Annotated in this window: 12 protein-coding genes; 1 reads left to right on the forward strand and 11 read right to left on the reverse strand. The window is 55.8% G+C overall.

The features are described from left to right. Positions 1–323: 323 nt before the first annotated feature. Positions 324–605 carry a hypothetical protein gene (locus tag IK083_05745; protein MBR4749055.1) on the forward strand — a complete coding sequence of 94 codons (282 nt, stop codon included), beginning with the start codon at positions 324–326 and terminating at the stop codon, positions 603–605. A 545-nt stretch (positions 606–1,150) separates the two neighbouring features. Here IK083_05745 and IK083_05750 read toward each other — a convergent pair. The 11 genes from IK083_05750 to IK083_05800 form a co-directional block, all read right to left on the reverse strand. Then, positions 1,151–2,518 carry an ATP-binding protein gene (locus IK083_05750; protein ID MBR4749056.1) on the reverse strand — a complete coding sequence of 456 codons (1,368 nt, stop codon included), beginning with the start codon at positions 2,516–2,518 and terminating at the stop codon, positions 1,151–1,153. A gap of 680 nt (positions 2,519–3,198) precedes the next feature. Continuing rightward, on the reverse strand, positions 3,199–3,744 hold the full coding sequence (locus IK083_05755) for a hypothetical protein (protein MBR4749057.1): 546 nt from the start codon (positions 3,742–3,744) through the stop codon (positions 3,199–3,201). A gap of 732 nt (positions 3,745–4,476) precedes the next feature. Continuing rightward, a complete protein-coding gene (locus tag IK083_05760) occupies positions 4,477–5,277 on the reverse strand; it encodes a hypothetical protein (protein MBR4749058.1) in 801 nt (266 codons plus the stop codon). A 148-nt stretch (positions 5,278–5,425) separates the two neighbouring features. Beyond that, entirely contained in the window at positions 5,426–5,821 is a 396-nt protein-coding gene (locus tag IK083_05765; protein MBR4749059.1) for a hypothetical protein, read from the reverse strand. A 54-nt stretch (positions 5,822–5,875) separates the two neighbouring features. Further along, a complete protein-coding gene (locus IK083_05770; GenBank protein MBR4749060.1) occupies positions 5,876–6,334 on the reverse strand; it encodes a hypothetical protein in 459 nt (152 codons plus the stop codon). A gap of 65 nt (positions 6,335–6,399) precedes the next feature. Then, positions 6,400–6,771 (reverse strand): hypothetical protein, encoded by a 372-nt coding sequence (locus IK083_05775; protein ID MBR4749061.1) that lies wholly within the window; start codon positions 6,769–6,771, stop codon positions 6,400–6,402. Between the two features lie 62 nt (positions 6,772–6,833). Further along, on the reverse strand, positions 6,834–10,010 hold the full coding sequence (locus IK083_05780) for a DUF3427 domain-containing protein (GenBank protein MBR4749062.1): 3,177 nt from the start codon (positions 10,008–10,010) through the stop codon (positions 6,834–6,836). Between the two features lie 34 nt (positions 10,011–10,044). Next, entirely contained in the window at positions 10,045–10,827 is a 783-nt protein-coding gene (mazG, locus tag IK083_05785; GenBank protein ID MBR4749063.1) for a nucleoside triphosphate pyrophosphohydrolase, read from the reverse strand. After that, on the reverse strand, positions 10,820–12,619 hold the full coding sequence (locus IK083_05790) for an amino acid permease (GenBank protein ID MBR4749064.1): 1,800 nt from the start codon (positions 12,617–12,619) through the stop codon (positions 10,820–10,822). The genes mazG and IK083_05790 overlap by 8 nt, the downstream gene beginning before the upstream one ends. A gap of 93 nt (positions 12,620–12,712) precedes the next feature. Further along, positions 12,713–16,207 carry an efflux RND transporter permease subunit gene (locus tag IK083_05795; GenBank protein MBR4749065.1) on the reverse strand — a complete coding sequence of 1,165 codons (3,495 nt, stop codon included), beginning with the start codon at positions 16,205–16,207 and terminating at the stop codon, positions 12,713–12,715. A 17-nt stretch (positions 16,208–16,224) separates the two neighbouring features. Beyond that, on the reverse strand, positions 16,225–17,688 hold the full coding sequence (locus IK083_05800; GenBank protein MBR4749066.1) for an efflux RND transporter periplasmic adaptor subunit: 1,464 nt from the start codon (positions 17,686–17,688) through the stop codon (positions 16,225–16,227). Position 17,689 lies beyond the last annotated feature (1 nt).

Consider the following 17,689-nt stretch of genomic DNA (forward strand, 5'->3'; position numbering starts at 1 on the left):
ACCGTCTGCCGCGTTCCTTACTCCGGCATAGCCGGAGGCGGCAGATGGGGGGGGCCGTATCGCTGGGGCGATGAAGAGCTTTCATAGAAGGGCCACGGCACGGCACCATACTCACCGCCGGGGGGTAAGTATGTTTTGTCCCGTTGGGCCGGTCCATGACCGACACTCGCGGTTCTTTCGGGGGAGATTTCTTACCGCCTCTTGCAGAGGCGCCGAAATGACGTTGATGCTGAACGCGACATGCCCCGCACCTCATCCCGGCAGGCCCCGTTTTCCACGGAAATATGCTATACTGAATACGTCACCACACAACGAGGAACGCCATGAAGCACTACATCATCGCCAAATTCACAGACAAAAGCCTGGCCGACTCCCTGCTCCCCGAGATCCGCGCCCTTTTTGACAGGGCCGGCGCGGCGGACGGAGTGACCGGCATAGCCGTGCACCCTTCCTGCAGCGACAGGGACAACCGATATCACATCATGATCGAGATGACCCTCGCCCCCGGCGGCCTGGACCGGTGGGACAGCTCGCCCATCCACAAGGAGTGGAAGGCCAAATACGGTCCCCTGCTCGCCGCCAAGGCCATCTTTGACTGCGAATAGACGCCGACTCCGCCGTCATCCCGGCGACCGCGCCCGCCAAGAACAACGTCACTTCGGCGGTGAGGGCAAGAAGCCCTCACCGGTAAGAAGTCCCCTGCAAACGAACCGCGAGCCACAGCCACGGACCGGCCCAACGGGACAAAGAGCAGTGTTATCCGGCGGTGGGCATGATCACTGCCCGGGTCTGTCCTTCCATTACAGGAGATATCTTACCGGTTCGCCTGCGGCTCCCGCCGATATACATTGGTATTGACCGCCGGGATGCGCCCCCCCCCCGCGTCATCCCGGCGACCGCGCCTTCGCCACCCCGCGTCATCCCGGCCAAAACGGCAACAGATCAAACGCCGATGGCGTTTGGCCGTTTTGGGGAAGGGACCTCGGGAGGGACCCATTTGCCTCAACATTACTCCGGCTTTGCCGGAGAAGGCAAATGGGAAGGACCCGGCCTCAGCAGTGACGATAAGGACCGGCATGCACAGCGCAGAACGCAACACACCGCCGCAGGCTTTTGCCTGCGGCGGTTAAATAATCATTCTTTCTTCCCGTCAGCGTTCCCTGTCTCCCAAGTCGGAAAAATCGGCGTCATACACCATTTCCTCCGGCAGTTCCTTCTTTTGCAGAAACATGAGCATATATACCGGGTAATAGGTTATCCTGCCCGCCGTCTCCGTATTGCCGTTGCAGAAAACATATCCCCTGTCAAGTCCGAATTCCTCACGCTCCAGAACGTTGTTCATGGCGTTGTGGCGGTAATAATCCTTGCCCGATTTGATCTCAACGGGCACCACGTTTCCGCCTTCTTCTATCAGGAAATCCAGCTCGCCAAGCTTCTTGCCGTTGTAGTAATACAGCGCATAACCGTGGGCGGTCAGCTCCTGTGCCGCTGCGTTTTCATATATAGAGCCAAAATTGACGGCCGTTTCGCGCTGCAGGATCCTGAGCTGGATCCCGCCGCCATACTGCGCAGCCAGCAGGCCGACGTCACAGGAAAACAGCTTGAACAGGTTTTGCGACGCCGAAAGCAGCAGAGGCGCCCTGAGTTCGGCCACCACCCGCGCCGGGAGGGCTGCGCCGGCGTTTTTCAGCCACAGAAAGCTGTCATAGTACTTGTCAAAGCGGGCTTTTTCATGCAGGTCTTTCAACACAAACCTTTTGTTTTTGGAGTTCAGCTCGGCGGGAATGAGGTCAAAGATCTCGTTCAGATACAGCCGATCCTTTTCGTCATATTTGGATATGTCATGACGGTAAAGCCGCAGGATCGCCAGTTGTTCCGCAGCCACGCGTTTCAGATTATGAGTATCCAGATACGCCGAGACTGCAGCCGGCATTCCCCCGACGATCAGATACAGCTCCCAGAGCTGCAGCATCCGCCCGTGGACGTAGGGATCCACCGGAGTTTTTGCGGCGAAAGCCTCCCTCAGCGCGTCGATCGCGGCCCGGCCCACCCCGTTGGCTGCGGCAAATTCTTCAAAGTCCAGCGGATACATCCGCACTATGTCCATGTAGCCCACCGGAGCGGAGACGAGATCGCGGAAGACCGTCCCGAGGAGCGAACCGCTGAGGATGTAGTCATAGCTTCCTTCCTGCAGCAGATATTTGATCTGCGTGATCAGCTCTCTGCACTCCTGGACTTCGTCAAAAAAGATCATTGTCTTGCCGGGCAGCATCCTGTCGCCAAACACAGCCGACATACGCAGGAGGATCTCCTCTGCGTTCTTTGCGCCGGAAAACAGAGAGATCAGCTGAGGATCTTCTATAAAATCCAGCTTGACAAAGCTCTCGTACCGGGCCCGGCAAAACTCTTCCACGATGAACGACTTGCCCACCTGACGCGCCCCGACTATCATCAGGGCTCTGCCGGGCCTTTTTCTGTAAAAATCTTCGATCTGCCGATATATCTTTCTTTGGAGCATGAGAGACCCTCCATAGGTATGTGCAACACAAGTATAGCACTTTTCCACGGATTTTTCAATGCGATACGACACTTTTCCATGGGTTACAGAGGCTATGACATACACTTTTCCACGGATTTTCAGGGCTTTTTCTGCACTTTTTCAAGAACCCCGGCCTTTCTCCTCCCGCATCATCCCGGCTGGCTCTCCGCCGTCATCTCGCGCCATTGGCTTCGCCAAGGACGCTTAGAGATCTACGGGGGCACCGATGCCGAAGGCATTGGGGGGACCGTATAAGGCGGAGAATGGAAAAGCCAAACCCCCCGCGTCATCCCGGCGGCATCGCCATCAACCCCGCGTCATCCCGGCTTATAACGTCACTTCGGCGGCGCAGGCGCTTGCGCCTTCGCCGGTAAGAAGTCTCCTTCGGAAGGACCGCGAGCCCTTTCCTCATCCCGGCGGAAATGGCTGCGCCCACCCCGCGTCATCTCGGCCCAAACCGCATATATCAAGATGCGAATGCATCTCAGCGGTTTGGGGTAAGAGATCTTCGGGGGCACCGTCTGCCGCGTTCCTTACTCCGGCATAGCCGGAGGCGGCAGATGGGGGGGGCGTACAAGCGGGGTGAAAGCGCCCATCGCCTAAACACAACACGCCGCCGCAGGCAAAAGCCTGCGGCGGCGACATCATTACTGTCTCAGTTAGGTTTCGAGATATTCTTTGAGCGCCTGGACTCTTCTCTTTTTCTGTTCTTCCGAATCCGCGTGCGGATCCTCATAGGTCCCGGACGTTTCTTTTGTTCCGACCAATACCCCGTTCTCAAAAGTCAGCTCATATGTCAGGCTGTAACAGTCGGGACCAGCAGGCCATCTCGAACGCTTCGGCTTGCACCCCTTACCCAATATGATCACGCCGGTAATATCCATGGGAATATTCAGGTTGTCATATCTCGCTCCGTGGTTAAAACCACCACTGTCCAGGATGGGCTCCACACCGTTAACAGGAGGGTAATTACCGTCCTCAGTAGCATGGATGAGCCAATTTGCAACATACAGCCTGTTGTCCTTCACTCTGTATGTCGCCGAATAATATCTCCTGCAATCGTACATAATGCGCAAGGGCTTGATGCCGAAGCATTCGGGATGAAAAGGCTTTTCCCACCACTCACTCAGAAGTTCGCCGAGACGGCTCACCAAGTCATACCGCTCTCCTTTCCAATAGACTGTATCTTTGATCTGCATGGTCATAGCTGTCCTCCGTTATCAAGTCATGATCCGCAGTGGCTGCGCCGTTTGCTCGGGCAGCACAGTCGCAACAGTCTATATACGAATTGCTGCCGATTATAGTTTCTCCCGGCCTCTCCGCCGTCATCCCGGCCCAAATCGCAACATATGTAATGCGTCAGCATTTCGCGATTTGGGGTAAGAGATCCACCGGGGCCCCCGCGAATAAAAGTATTCGTGGGGTGGTGCGGTGGGGCCCGCCAGCCGCGTTCCTTGCTCCGGCTATGCCGGAGGCGGCTGGTGGGAGGGGCCGTACAAGCGGGGTTCCAAAACACCACCGACGGGCATCAGTGACGAAGGATCGCGCTCTGCCTTTATACGGCCCCCCCAATGCCTTACGGCATCGGTGCCCCCGTGGATCTCTGAGCGTCCTTGGCAGAGCCAATGGCGCGAGATGACGGCAGAGCGCTCTTCCACCGGCGGAGAACAGGAAAAGCCCTACCCTCGTCATCCCGGCGGAAATGGCATATGTCAAACGCTCAGCGTTTGGCCATTTCCGGGAAGGGACCTCGGGCGGGACCCATTTGCCTCTTCCTTGCTCACGCTCGCGTGAGAAGGCAAATGGGGAGGACCCGGCCTCAGCAGTGACGAGAAGGACCGGCATGCACAGCGCAGAACACAACACGCCGCCGCAGGCAAAAGCCTGTGGCGGCGCAGTCATTTTCTTTCCGTCAGCGCCCATCACCCGGGACCTGTTTATTCTCCGGGCGCTCTCTTTTCTTCCTCCAGCTCCTTCAGCCTGGCCACAGCCTCCTGCACGATGCCCTTTTTGCACATGACGCCCAGCACACCGTCATAGTATTGGTCATCTGTTCTGATCTTCATCAGCAGAGCCATCACGCACCGGGCATCCTTGTCGGACACGTCAAAGTCAAACATGTTGAAATAGCCATTCTGACGGAGTATTTCCAATGACTTCTCCGCCTCGTACTCGGGATCGTCCTCGAAAAACCTGTCCACTTCGTCAAAGAATTTGCGCACGGCCTCGGTATATACGGCATGACCGTCTTTTTCCTTTTCAAAAAACCTGTCGCCCTCAAGAGCAGCGGCCGCCCGGAACAACGCGTCAAACCTGCCTTCGCTCTTTGGCCGCTTTGCTCTGCGGGTCCTTTCCCCGGACTTCTCCGGCCCTGTGACCTCCCCGAAACGGGCATCGTTCTTTTTTATATGCGGCATTCTGTCCTTGTACCCTGTGAGTACCTTCAGCCTGTCGACCGCCCTCTGGATGACGCCATCCTTGAGATTATCAAAAATGAGGCCAAAGCCGAAGTGTTCACCACGGTTGAAAAAGACGAGCATAGCCATAAGGCATTGGACGTCCATGCTGTCCACGTCGAAATGCTGACCTTTGTTATCCAAACAGCCGTTCCGCTTAAGTATCTCTCTGTAATTCCTCAGCTCGAGCTCCGGATTGGCATTCATGCAATCATATACAGCCTTCTTGTATCGATACACCTCATCTGTATAATCCACATCGCCGTCGGGGAGAAACTTCATATACTTTTTCCCTTCCAGCGCCTCGACGGTCCGGAACAATGCGTCAAACCTGCCTTCGGCCCCTGACCGTTTTGATCTATGCGTCCTCTTCCCGGTCTTTTCCCCGTCTGCCCCCATGACCTTGCGGAACCAAGCGTCATTCATTTTCTTACCCGGCATTCTCTGCTTTCCCCTCCAGTTCCTTCAGCCTGTCAACAGCCTTTTGGACAACTCCGTTTTTGATATAGCCGACTATCATGTCATTCATAGAGTGATGGTATGCGCGGGTAAAGAAAACCAGCATAGCCAGGATGCACCGATCGTCCATGGAAGCAACGTCTTCGGCGTCAAAGGACAGAGCGCCGCCCGAAAAGCCGTTTCTCTCCAGTATCCCAAAGTAGTCCCCCAGACCATATTCCGGGTTCGCCGTATGAAAGCCGTGCACCGCCTTCATAAAGCCTTCCACCGCGTCGGAGAGCACAGGATAGCCCCGCACAATGCGCTCAAGGGGCTTGTCGCCCTCCAGCGCCTCCGCCGCCTCGTATATTCCGTCAAACTTGCCCATGCGATATGCCTCCTCTATTGAAACTGAGTTATATTTCCTCGACGCCCGGGCCTTTCAGATACCTGTGTAGCTGCCCGAGGTTTCCTTGCTGTCCTTCAATATGCCATTTTCAAAGACCAGTTCCCAGGTCTTGTTATAGCTGTGCGGGCCGATAAAGGCTCTTCCTTCAAACGCAGGATCCAGTTCGTCGCCGATAACGATCTTTCCCGTATATTCCGTGGGGATATCCAGCCCCTTATACTCATGACAGCCCATGGAGTTCTCTTTCGCCGTCACTCCGTTGATTACGGGATATTTATCCTCGGCGCAGCATACGTCGAGGCTGCAGATAAAAAGCCGGTTTCGCCTTACGGAAAACGAAATATTGAACCCCTTCCAGCAGCAGGAACATCGGGCCTCGCCCAGCTCCAGTCCGTATTTCTCCGGATCAAACAGAGAATACACGTCGTCTGCCCCTAAAAACACGTAATTCTTGCCCTTCCACCTGAAAGGGTCGGCGCGCTGCATCGTCATTTCAGTTCTCCTTTAGTATTACCGGCAACAAACATTGTTATAAAGCATCTGTCCAAGCGCGGATATCAGGCTTTTTCTTCTGCGTCCAATTCCTTAAGCCTGTCAATTGCCCGCCCAATAACCCCTTCTTTGATAACGTCGATAGTCAGCTCGTCCATAAATCGTTCGCCCCGGTATATATACACCAAAAAAGCCAGCACGCATTCGGCATCCTTGTCGGACACGTCAAAAGTATAAACGTTTTTTAATCCGTTGCGTTTTACTATCTCAGAATCTTTGCCGGGACAAAAATCAGGGAGTTGTCCAATCTTATCTACTTCATCGTAAAACTTTTTTACGGCATCTGTATAATAATATCCTTCTTCGTCACGTTCCGAAATCAGTTTGTCCCCCTTTAAAGCCTCGGCAGCTCTGAAGAGTTCATCATACTTACCCATTTACAGTTCCTCCATTTTATTGGCAGCTTTCTCTCTACTCGTCTCGAATCAGCCTGACGAGATCACGCGATCAGCGTGTTTGTTTTCATCATAAACCGGGCCGGGATGGGCTCATCCATTTTCAGCAGTATGTTCATAGGTCTTTCGCCTTCATGGGATACATACTCACAAGATCCCAAAAAGGTATATGGTGCAGCCCTGCCGTTTTTGTTTTTGGTCTCCCGGACGAACAATAGAATCTTGCTTTGGTTGTTGATATATCTTCTTCCAGTAGACGAGTTTTCTGTGGTAGTGCTCTGGCTCTGCCAATGGAAATGAGTCTCATCCACCGAATAATCGTTGTAACAGGTGGTAGGCGAATAGTCCTTTTCCGATTTATTCAGGGTCACAAAAAAGATATCTGTATTTTTGTTTTCCAGGTATTTCACTCCTTCACGGACGCTGTTGACAGCATCAAAGTCCAGAGCAGCCAATATCTGGTCTCGTGAATATGTACCGTAGAGCTCCAGTGGACATTCATAACCCAGCTCCACCTGTTTGCAGATAATATCGATCTTATTGCGCCTATATTCCAGCAGTTCTATCAGTTCCCCTCTCATCACTGGGCTTTTGCTGAAGTTGTAGAGATTACTGTTAGCCTCGCTCGTCCCCCAGCCGTCGATCTTGGACCAGACTGTCGCATAAAACATCTTCAGCATCCGATTCTCGTTAGGAGTCAGTGATGATAGATCTGTCTTGTCAGACAGGGTCGGCAGGATCTGGAGCATGAATTCGATCAGGGTCTTGGAGTCCCAATACAAAAACCGGGGGAAAGCCTTTTGCATCGTTTCGACCAAAGGTTCGTCTAACTCAGGCTTTCCCTCCACCACTCTGCAAAGACCGGAAAAGCTATATTTCTGCTTGCCATAAATGCGCTCGGGATCAATGCCTGTGTTATTCAGAAACTCTGTCAGAGTCGGACACTGGCCATCGTGATCATCCCTGTAATCCACGATACGCTCTCTGATGCCCTTGATAGTACTCAGGTTTTCTCTGATATTCTTAAGGATTGTCTCTTGCGCGGTCTTTTCAAGAGTTATGCTGCAGCCTTTGGGAACATTTACAAAGCCGTTCTTTATCTCGTGCTCCAGGCTCCCATCCCTCTTGGTGATAAGGGCGTTGAACTTGTCTTCAAAGTTATACTTTTTATTGGCGTTGCCCACATAGTCAAAACAGGTCAGGCATTCCTTTCCGTCAGCAAGCCTCAGACCCCTGCCCAGCTGCTGCAAAAACACCGTCAGCGACTGTGTGGGCCTCAAAAACAGCACTGTATTCACGTCGGGTATGTCTACGCCTTCGTTATACAGATCAACTGTAAAGATGAACTTTATATCACCACTTTTGAGCCGGGCTTTGGCTGATCCTCTTTCCTCGTCAGAGGAGTGGGCGGACAGGGCGATAGACGGGATATTGGCTTCGTTGAATTCTTCTGCCATAAACTCTGCATGCTTCACAGTAGCGCAAAAGCCCAATCCCTTGGTCTGACCGATGTCTGTCAAATACTTATCAAGCGAATTGACGATCTTTCCGACACGCTGCTTGGCGCCGTTTGACTCAGTATACACCCTTTCCAAGTCGCTGGGATCATATCCTCCATTTCTCCAGCGAACGCTCGCCAGGTCAACCGGATCGGAAATGCCGAAATACTGAAAAGGACACAGTATTTTTTTGTTTATGGCCTCGGGCAAGCGTATTTCGGCAGCTATCCTGTTGTTGAAGTTCGGCAGTATGCTCTGTCCATCCATACGCTCCGGAGTAGCTGTCATACCCAGGAGTATTTTGGGAGTAAAGTATTCAAAGATCAGCCTGTAGCTTTCAGCCGCAAGGTGATGTGTCTCGTCAACTACGATATAGTCAAAGTGGTCTGCGGGAAAGTCCTTGTAGTTGTCGTTTGAATTCAGGGTCTGAATGCTGGCAAATACATGATCAAATTTTTCCGGGCGGTATCTATCGACATACAGCTCTCCAAAGTTTTGATCCCGTAATACTGCCCTGTAAGTATTCAGGCTTTGCTCCAATATTTCTTTTCTGTGAGCTACAAAGAGCAGCCTGTTTTTGCTTTGGCTGTTTGCCTTGTAAAAATTCTTATAATCAAAGGCGGCGATCATAGTTTTGCCGGTGCCGGTAGCCGCAACTATGAGGTTTTTATAAGAGTCATGGACTTCTCGTTCTGCCTGCAGCTGGTTGAGTATATTATCCTGATACCAAAATGGCCGGAATTCAAAGCCGGTATAATAAGGGGTGATGGTGGTAGAGAGGCTCTTGTCTGCCGCGAGAGCCTGCCGCAGACGTCCCCTGTCCTCCTCGCTGCCAGTAAAGACTTCAAAATCCGAAGCCTTCCAGTAGGATCCAAAGGTCGCTCTGATCTTCTTGAGGGTGTCCGGCTGATCTTTTGCCGTCAGCTTTAGATTCCATTCCAAGCCGGAGGTGAGAGCGGGGTTTGATATATTTGAGCTGCCCACATACGCAGTATGAAAGCCGGTATTGCGGTAAAACATATACGCCTTGGCATGCAGCCGGGCAGACTTGGTGTTGTAGGATATCTTGATCTCTGTGTTTGGCAGTTTGCTCAATTCGACCATCGCCTTTTCGTCTGTGGCACCTGTATATGTGGTAGCGATGACCCGCAAACGGCCGCCGTTTATGGTGAATTCTCTCAGCTCCTCTATTATCAGTCTTAAGCCGCTCCATTTGATAAAAGAAACCAATATATCTATAGATGAAGAGCTGGCTATCTCCTTTCTCAGCTCGCCAAACATCTGAGGCTCAGCCCCGGCTCCTGTAAACAGACTGCTCTGGCTGAGGCTGGTCTCCGGCCTTACAAGGTCATCAGCAGATCTGTTGCCAAGTTCTTGCGCGGACAACAATGCCAAAAGCTGCTTTGCCTTTTTGTCCGTTCCGTCTGGCTCCAGAGACACCTCAAAGCCCTTATAAAAATCATCACCTGAGTCGGCAGCTATACTGTCTATTATTTTGTTGATCAGCCCGATCTGTCCGGAAAAGCTGCTCTGGTCGCTGAGCTCCTCCAGCTTTTTTCGTATCACCTCTGCAGCATACTCTGCCAATATTCTGGGCGCCTCGGCCTTGTCGATATCCCTCAGGGACTTCCGCCTTTCCGGCACACCTCTTAGCGCCTCTTTTATATCCTTGGTGACTACATTCTCGTATATTCCGGGCTTAAGTGTGTTGCTGTCACTCATCTCATTCTCCTTTCTTAGTTGGAGGCCATCCCCCTTACTTCCTCTCTTCTTCCTTCACCTTGTCCCACACGGCGTCCATTTCCTCCAGGGTGCAGTCCTTCAGCTCCCGGCCCTCGCCGGTGATGGCGGCCTCCATGGCCCTGAAGCGGCGCTCAAATTTGGCGTTGGCCTCCTGCAGGGCCAGCTCGGGCTGCACGCCCAGCTTGTTGGCCAGGGCGCACAGGACAAAGAGCACGTCTCCCAGCTCCTCCCGTATGGTGTCGGCTGTCCCCTGCTCTATCTCCTGCTTCAGCTCCTCTGTCTCTTCGTCCAGCTTGTCAAACACGCTCCGGGCGTCGGGCCAGTCAAAGCCGGTCTTGGCGGCCCGCTTGCACAGCTTGGCTCCCTTCATCAGGGCGGGAAAGGTGGAGGGTATGCCGTCCAGGGCAGACTTTCTTTCTCCGTAGCCCTTTTCCTGCTTTTTCAGCGCCTCCCAGTTGGCCCACACTTCTTCGGTGCCGGCGACCTTCACGTCTCCGAACACGTGAGGGTGCCGGTGGACCAGCTTGTCCGCCAGGTGGCCGCACACGGTCTCCATGTCGTATTCGCCGGCCTCCGAGGCTATCTGGCATTGCAGCGCCACCTGCATCAGCACGTCTCCCAGCTCGTCCATGGTGGAGTAGCAGTCCTCCCTGTTGATGGCCTCTGTGAGCTCGTAGGCTTCTTCTATCAGGTCCGGGGCCATAGACTTGTGGGTCTGCTGTCTGTCCCAGGGGCAGCCGTCGGGGGCTCTGAGGGCGGCCACCACTTCCAGCAGCCGGGCGTATTGGTTACTCATAGGTTTCTCCTTTGTTTTCCATGGCTGGGTAATAGGACACGTGGGTGACTATCACGTCCTTTTGAAAAGACAGTATCAGCCGCAGCACCAGGGCCACCTTGTTGTGGAGCAGCTTGGAAAAATAGCTGCGGAAGACTATCTCGGGGATGATCACGTTGATCATATAGCCGGGGCGTTCCCGGCGGGCCTCCCTCACGTAGCGCAGCACGGGCTGCACTATGCTGCGGGCGGGGCTGTCCAGTATCACCAGGGGGATACCCATGGCGTATCTTTCCCAATGCTCCTTGATCTGGCGGGTCTCGTGTTCATCCGTGGCGATAAAGAGGGCCCGGGTGTCCTGGGAAATGCTCTTGGCGTAGCTGATGGCGGGCAGCACGCCCCGGTGGATGCCGGAGGTGAGTATGAGTGCCGTAGTCTTGTAGGGACGGGGCTCCAGGGGCTCCGTGTCCTCCAGGCTCAGCTCCGCCGCCAGGCCGGTGTAATGCTTCTTTATCCGGCAGCTGACCACGGTGAGCAGGGCCTCGATGCCTATGGCCGCCAGGGTGCCGTGGCCCACTCCTATGAGCACAAAGACCAATATGAGCGACGCCACAGCCACCACCCCCGCCAGGGACATGGCGCACAGTATGCGCCGTCTGTTGTGAAAATATCTCACGCCGGCGGACAGCAGCATCAGGCAAAAGGCGGCGAATTGAAACACGGCCAAAAAGGGTATGATGAGGGCTATCTCACCTCTCAGCAGCAGCACTGCGGCAGCGGCAAACACCGTCAGGAGGCCCACTCCGTTGGAATAGGTGTGTATCTCGCCGGGGTTTCGCATCTGCCTGGGGGCCAGCTGCCCCTCTGCCATCACGGCGATGAGTCTGGGGAAATAGGCAAAGCAGGAATTGGCGGCCGACAGCAAAAACAGCACTCCGGACCCCAAGGTGAGATATGCAAAAAAGCTGACGCCTCCGGTGAGGTCCAGGCACAGCTCCCACAGGGTCATGGTCCCGTCGGCGGGCATGACGCCCCGGGCGGCGCACAGCAGGGAAAAGCCCAGAAACAGGCACACGCTCACTATGCCCGACACATACAGCACGCTCATGGGCGAGGCGCCTCTGCGGGACAGGTCGTGGCGTTCCGTGACGGTCATGATCCCGGACAGGGAGGCAAAGCCGAAGATAAAGGCCTTGAAGGCCAGGGCTGCCCCTCCGCCATCCATCGGGACAAACACGGGGGCCTCCGCCTCCACCGTCTCGGCATAATTCACCACTATGCCTATGAGTATCAGGGCCAGGGCGCACAGCACGAACAGGTAGCCCCCGGCTGCCAGGGCGGCGCGGATGCTGCCGGAGCCCCTGAGGTTCGTAAACATGAGCACCAGTATGATGAGCACGCTCCACAGAGGCATATTCAGCTGCATTTTGGGAAACATGCACGCCAGCAGCTCCGCGGAGCAGCACACGCACACGGCCAGAGTGGTGATGTAGCCGCACAGCATGCTCACGGAGGCAAAGGCCGACCAGGCCGGGTGGCTGAAGCTGCCGCTGACGATGCTGTAGCAGTTGCCGCCCATGGGATAGAGGTTCGTGATCAAAAAGCACAGGAGCAGGGCCCCTATGAACCCCAGGGCCACGTACAGGGCCACCGGGGCGGCCAGCGACGCTCCGCCGCCGGCTGCCAGCACCAGCAGACACACCTCCGAGGCGTAGATCACCGAGCTGACAGTCACAGAAGAATAAGAAGGATATGCAAAAAAAGCCCTCATGTCAAAGGGCGATGCTTGTTCCCGCTGCTTCATGGGCTTCATGTCAAAAAATATACGCGCGGCTTGTGTTCATCCGGCCGCCGCCGCAGGCGGTCCGTGTCTGCGGAGCCCGCAGGCTCCGCAGACCAAAGTTCGTCAGGCTACGTCCGTAGGATCAAAGTCGTCGGAGCGGCTGGCCAGCCATTCCTCTTCCTTGTCCTCGGTCTGCTTCCGTATGCCGGAAAGCCACTTGACCCGTATGATCCAGTGCCACACCGTGTCCACGATGTCATACAGCACGGGGATCACCAGCAGAGTCAAAAACATACTCAGGCACAGGCCGCCGATGACCGTGATGGCCATAGGGGCTCTGATCTCCGAGTTTTCGGCGTTGGATATGGCCATAGGCAGCATACCGCCGATCATGGCCACGGTGGTCATGAGGATAGGCCTCAGTCGCGCCTCGCCGGCAGCCACGATGGCTTCGTGCTTGGTCAGGCCCTTCTGCCTCAGCTGGTTGGTCACGTCGCACAGCAGAATGGCGTTCTTGGTCACCAGACCTATGAGCATGATAAAGCCGATCATGGAGATGATGCTCATGATGGTGCCCGTGATATACAGGGCCAGCAGACCGCCCGCCAGAGCCTGAGGCAGGGTGAACATGATGACCAGCGGGGTCAGCAGCGACTCAAACAGGGCGCACATGAGCATATAGACCAATATGATGGCCAGACCCAGAGCGCTGAGGATGTAGCCAAAGTTTTCGGCCATGTCCTCGCTCATGCCGGCGCCGGACACCCGCACGCCGTTGGGCAGGTTCAGCTTGGCCATCTTGGCGTCGGTCACCTGCTGCACGTTGCCCATGGCGTAGCCGCCCATCATGTTGGAGGTGACCTCTATCTTTCTCTCTCTGTTTTCCCTGTCTATCTGGTTGGGGGCAAAGCCGTCTATGATGTCGGCCACGTCCTTCAGATAGATGGGGCGGTTGTTCACCGTGGATACGATGAAGTCGGGTATCTCCGTCAGCTTGCTGCGGTCCGCCTCCTTGTAGCGCACGTTGATATCATATTCAAAGCCGTTGTCCCTGAAGGTGGTATTGGTGTTGCCCGTATTGGCAAAACGCACCGCAGACGCCACGTCGTAGATGCCTACGCCGGCCTCGGCGATCTTGTCCCTGCGGATGACCACCTGCTTTTCGGGCACGCCGGGCTTGTAGCTGATATCCACGTCGGTGATGCCGTCGGTCTCGGCCATTTCCTTGGCCACCACCTTAGCCCACTTGTAAAGCAGGTCCATATCCTGGCCGGTGACCTTGTAGGAGACGCCGTTGCCGCCGCCTCCTCCGCCGCCGAAGCTGGAGGACACGCCCACGTTAATGGACACGGGGCCCGCTATCTCGGACAGCTCCTTTTTCATGCTGTCCACTATCTCCTGGGTGCTCCTCTTTCTGAACTGCTTGGGATGGGCATACACGGATATGGCCGCGTAGTTGTCGCCGGTACCGCCGGAGGCAAAGGCGCCGGTGGAGGTGGAACCCACGGTGGTGATATAGTGGGGAGTCAGCTCCTTCTCATACTCCCTGAACCAGGTGGAGGGGTTGTAGATCAGGAACTCTCTGTACTTCACCGTCTTGGTCTCCATTTCCGGCAGCTTGGCTATGATGGCTTCCACCTTTTTGGCCACCTTGTCGGTGTCGCTGAGGCTGCTGCCCTCCGGCAGGCGGATGGTCACGCTGAACCGGCCGTTGTCGCCGGTGGGAGACAGGTTGAAGCCCAGCTGGAAGTTGACGAACAGCAGCAGCAGCACGCACACCACGCTGAACAGAGTGGGCGCGAACTTGTCCGGCTGTCTGAACATACATATGAGCCAGCAGACGCCTATCAGGATCATCAGGAAGAGGCGCGGGCCTATGATGCCCTTGGGCCCCGCGGCCAGGCTCATGAGAGGCTGGGTCAGGAGCAGCACTACAAACAGGAGAGCCGTCCCGATGAACAGGGTGGTGAACTTGTTCTGCAGAGTCCACTCCAGCAGCTTTTCGTATATCCTGATCAGCCGGGCGATGCCGTTGCCGATCACGTCCATAAAAGCGTTGAAGCCGTAGGATATCCGGCCCCACAGGCCCAGCTTGCCGCTCTTGTAGTCGTCCTTGAGCTTCTGTATGTTCGCAGTCTCTTCGCTGTGCAGCTTCAGGAACTTGCTGGCCAGCATGGGAGCCAGGGTAAAGGACATCATCAGGGAGAAGGCCACGGCGCAGGCGATGGTGATACCGAACTGCCTGAACATACGGCCTATCATACCGCCCATAAAGGCTATGGGCAGGAACACCACTATATCCACCATACTGATGGCGATGGCGGCAAAGCCTATCTCCGAACGGCCGTTGATGGCGGCGTCCACCACGCTCTCGCCCTTGCGGAGGTGGCGCTCGATGTTTTCCAGAACGACGATGGAGTCGTCCACCAGAATACCGATGACCAGACACAGGGCCAGCATGGTGAGCATGTTCAGGGAGAAGCCGAAGGCCGACATGGGGCCAAAGGTGGCAAACAGCGAAGTGGGGATGGCGATGCCCACGATAAAGGTGCCACGGATGGAATGCAGAAACAGCATGACTATGAGCACCACTATGACGATGGCTTCGCCCAGGGTCTTCTCCACTTCAAAGAGGCTGGTGGCCACTTCCTCGCCGTCATCGGTGAGGGAGATGATGCGCATGGACGCAGGCAGGCCCTTGTTGAGCCTGTCTATCTTGGCCTTGACGCCGTCCACCACCTCCACGGTGTTGCCGCCGGAGATCTTCTGCACGCTGAGGGTCACGGCGTTGGCGCCGTCGATGCGGCTGTATCTGTCCAGCTCCTTGACGCCGTCGCGTATGTCGGCCACGTCCTTCAGGCGGAAATATCTGCCGTTGGAGGCCTTGATCATGACCTCCTTGATCTCGTCCACCGTGTCAAACTCGCCCACGGTCCTCAGGCTGTAGGAGTAGTGCCCCATGCGGATCTTGCCGGCAGGCAGGTTCATGGTGGCGCCGGCCACAGCCGCAGATATGGCGCTGATATTGGTGTTGTAGGCGGCCAGACGGTTCTTGTCCACGTCTATGTGGATCTCTCTCTCCTCGCCGCCGTTGACGTTGACCGCAGACACGCCGGAGCAGGCAGCCAGCTCGTCCTTGAGGGTGTTGTCCGCGTAGGCGCGCAGCTCCTTCAGGGACGCAGTGCCCCGCACCGTGATATTCATGATAGGCTTGGAGTTGATATCCAGCTTTTGCACTATGGGGTCGTCGGCGTCATCCGGCAGAGACCGCTTGGCGGAAGCAGCCTTGTCGCGCACGTCGGCGGAAGCCACGTTGATATCGGTGCCCAGCTTGAACTCCAGCACCACTATTCCTATACTGTCCTGGGCCATACTGGTCAGGTTTTTCAGATTTTCGATACCGGCCACGTTCTGCTCTATGACCCGGTTCACCTGGACCTCGATCTCCTCCGGACCAGCGCCGGAGTAACTGACCATTACAATTACGTAAGGGATATCGACGTTCGGTATCAGCTCCTTGGACATATTGTCCAGGCCCCGGACGCCGAACACGATGAGAGCCATAATAAACATACATATCATGATAGGTCTTCTTATGGCGGCAACGGTAATTCCCATAAAAAAGTACTCCTATGCTATTTCTTGTCTATGTATATCTTGCTCTCGTCGGAAAGGGAGTCCTTTCCGTTGACCACTATGCTGTCTCCGGCGGAGAGGGAGCCGGTCAGCACCTTGACCTCGCTGTTGAGGTCGTCGGCGGACACTATCTCCACCAGTATCTTCCTGGCCTTGGTGTTGCCTTCCACCGCCTTGTAGACGGCCACGTCGCCGTCCGCCCTTACCAGGGCGCCGTTGGGTATGAGCATCACGTTGTCATGGGCTCCGGTGGCTACCTTGCCCTTGGCAAACATGCCGGACTTGATCTGGCTGTCATTGTCCAGCACCACTCTCACGGGGAACATTCTGGTGGAGGAGTCGGCCACGGGATAGATGGCGCCGATCCTGCCGGTGAAGACTCTGCCGGGCACGGCGTCCAGCTGCACGTCCACCTCCTGCCCCTGCTTCACGTTGCGCACGTCCACCTCGGACACGTCCGCCAGGTAAAACAGCTGGGTGCCGGAGACCACCTCGCCCAGGGAAGAGCCGGCGCCGATGGTCTGGCCGGGCTCCACGGTGCGGGTGGAAAGTATGCCGTTGATCTTGGATATTATCTTGGTATTGGACAGGTTGTATTTGGCCGAGTCCACAGCGGTCTGGGCTATGTCCACGTTGGCCTTCAGCACCTTGATGGTGTCGTCCTTCATCACCACCGCCTGGGCGTTGGCCTCGGCGCTGCGGAGATTCTGACGGGCCATCTCCAGAGCCTGCTCGGCCTGGACTATGCTCTCCTGGCGGCCCTGATCCTGCAGGTTCTGCAGGGCCTGGACTGCGGAGTCGTAGGTGTTCTGGGCCAGGGTGGCTGCCAGGCTCATGCTCTCATAGTCGCTGCGGGAAACGGCGCCCTTGTCGAACAAGGCCTTGTAGCGGGCTTCGTCGGCCTTGGCCTTTTCCAGCTGCTGCTTGGCGCTGCTCACGGCATTCTCCGCCTGGATGATCTCATGGCTCTTGAAGGGCTTTTTGGCCAGCTCCAGAGCCTGCTCGGCGCTCTTCACGGAAGCCTTGGCATTTTTGACTGTGACGTCGTTGGAGATCACGGTGTTCTTCTTGTCGGTGATGCCGGTCTGCAGCTGGGCCCGGGCCTGCTTCAGGTTGGCCTCGGCCTGCTTGAGAGCGTTCAGATAATCCTCCTGCTCCAGGGTCACCAGCACCTGCCCCGCCCGGACGGCCTCGCCCTCGCGGACGGACACGGAGGCTACCTTGCCTCCCACCTTGGAGGTGATGACCTGCTTGTCCAGAGCGGAGATCTTGCCGGTCAGAGACACGAACTGGTCTATGGAGCCCATTTGGACGGTCTCCACGGTCACGGGATAGCCGTTTTCTTCCTTGTTTTCATCTATGGTCTTGGCTCTCGGCGCCGGCCGACGGGCTATGGAAAAGCCCACCAAGCCGCCCACGATGATCACTAAAACCACTATCGCGGCAATTATCTTCTTGCTCATA

This window comes from Abditibacteriota bacterium (assembly GCA_017552965.1).
In the GTDB taxonomy this organism is placed as follows: Bacteria; Armatimonadota; UBA5829; order UBA5829; family UBA5829; genus RGIG7931.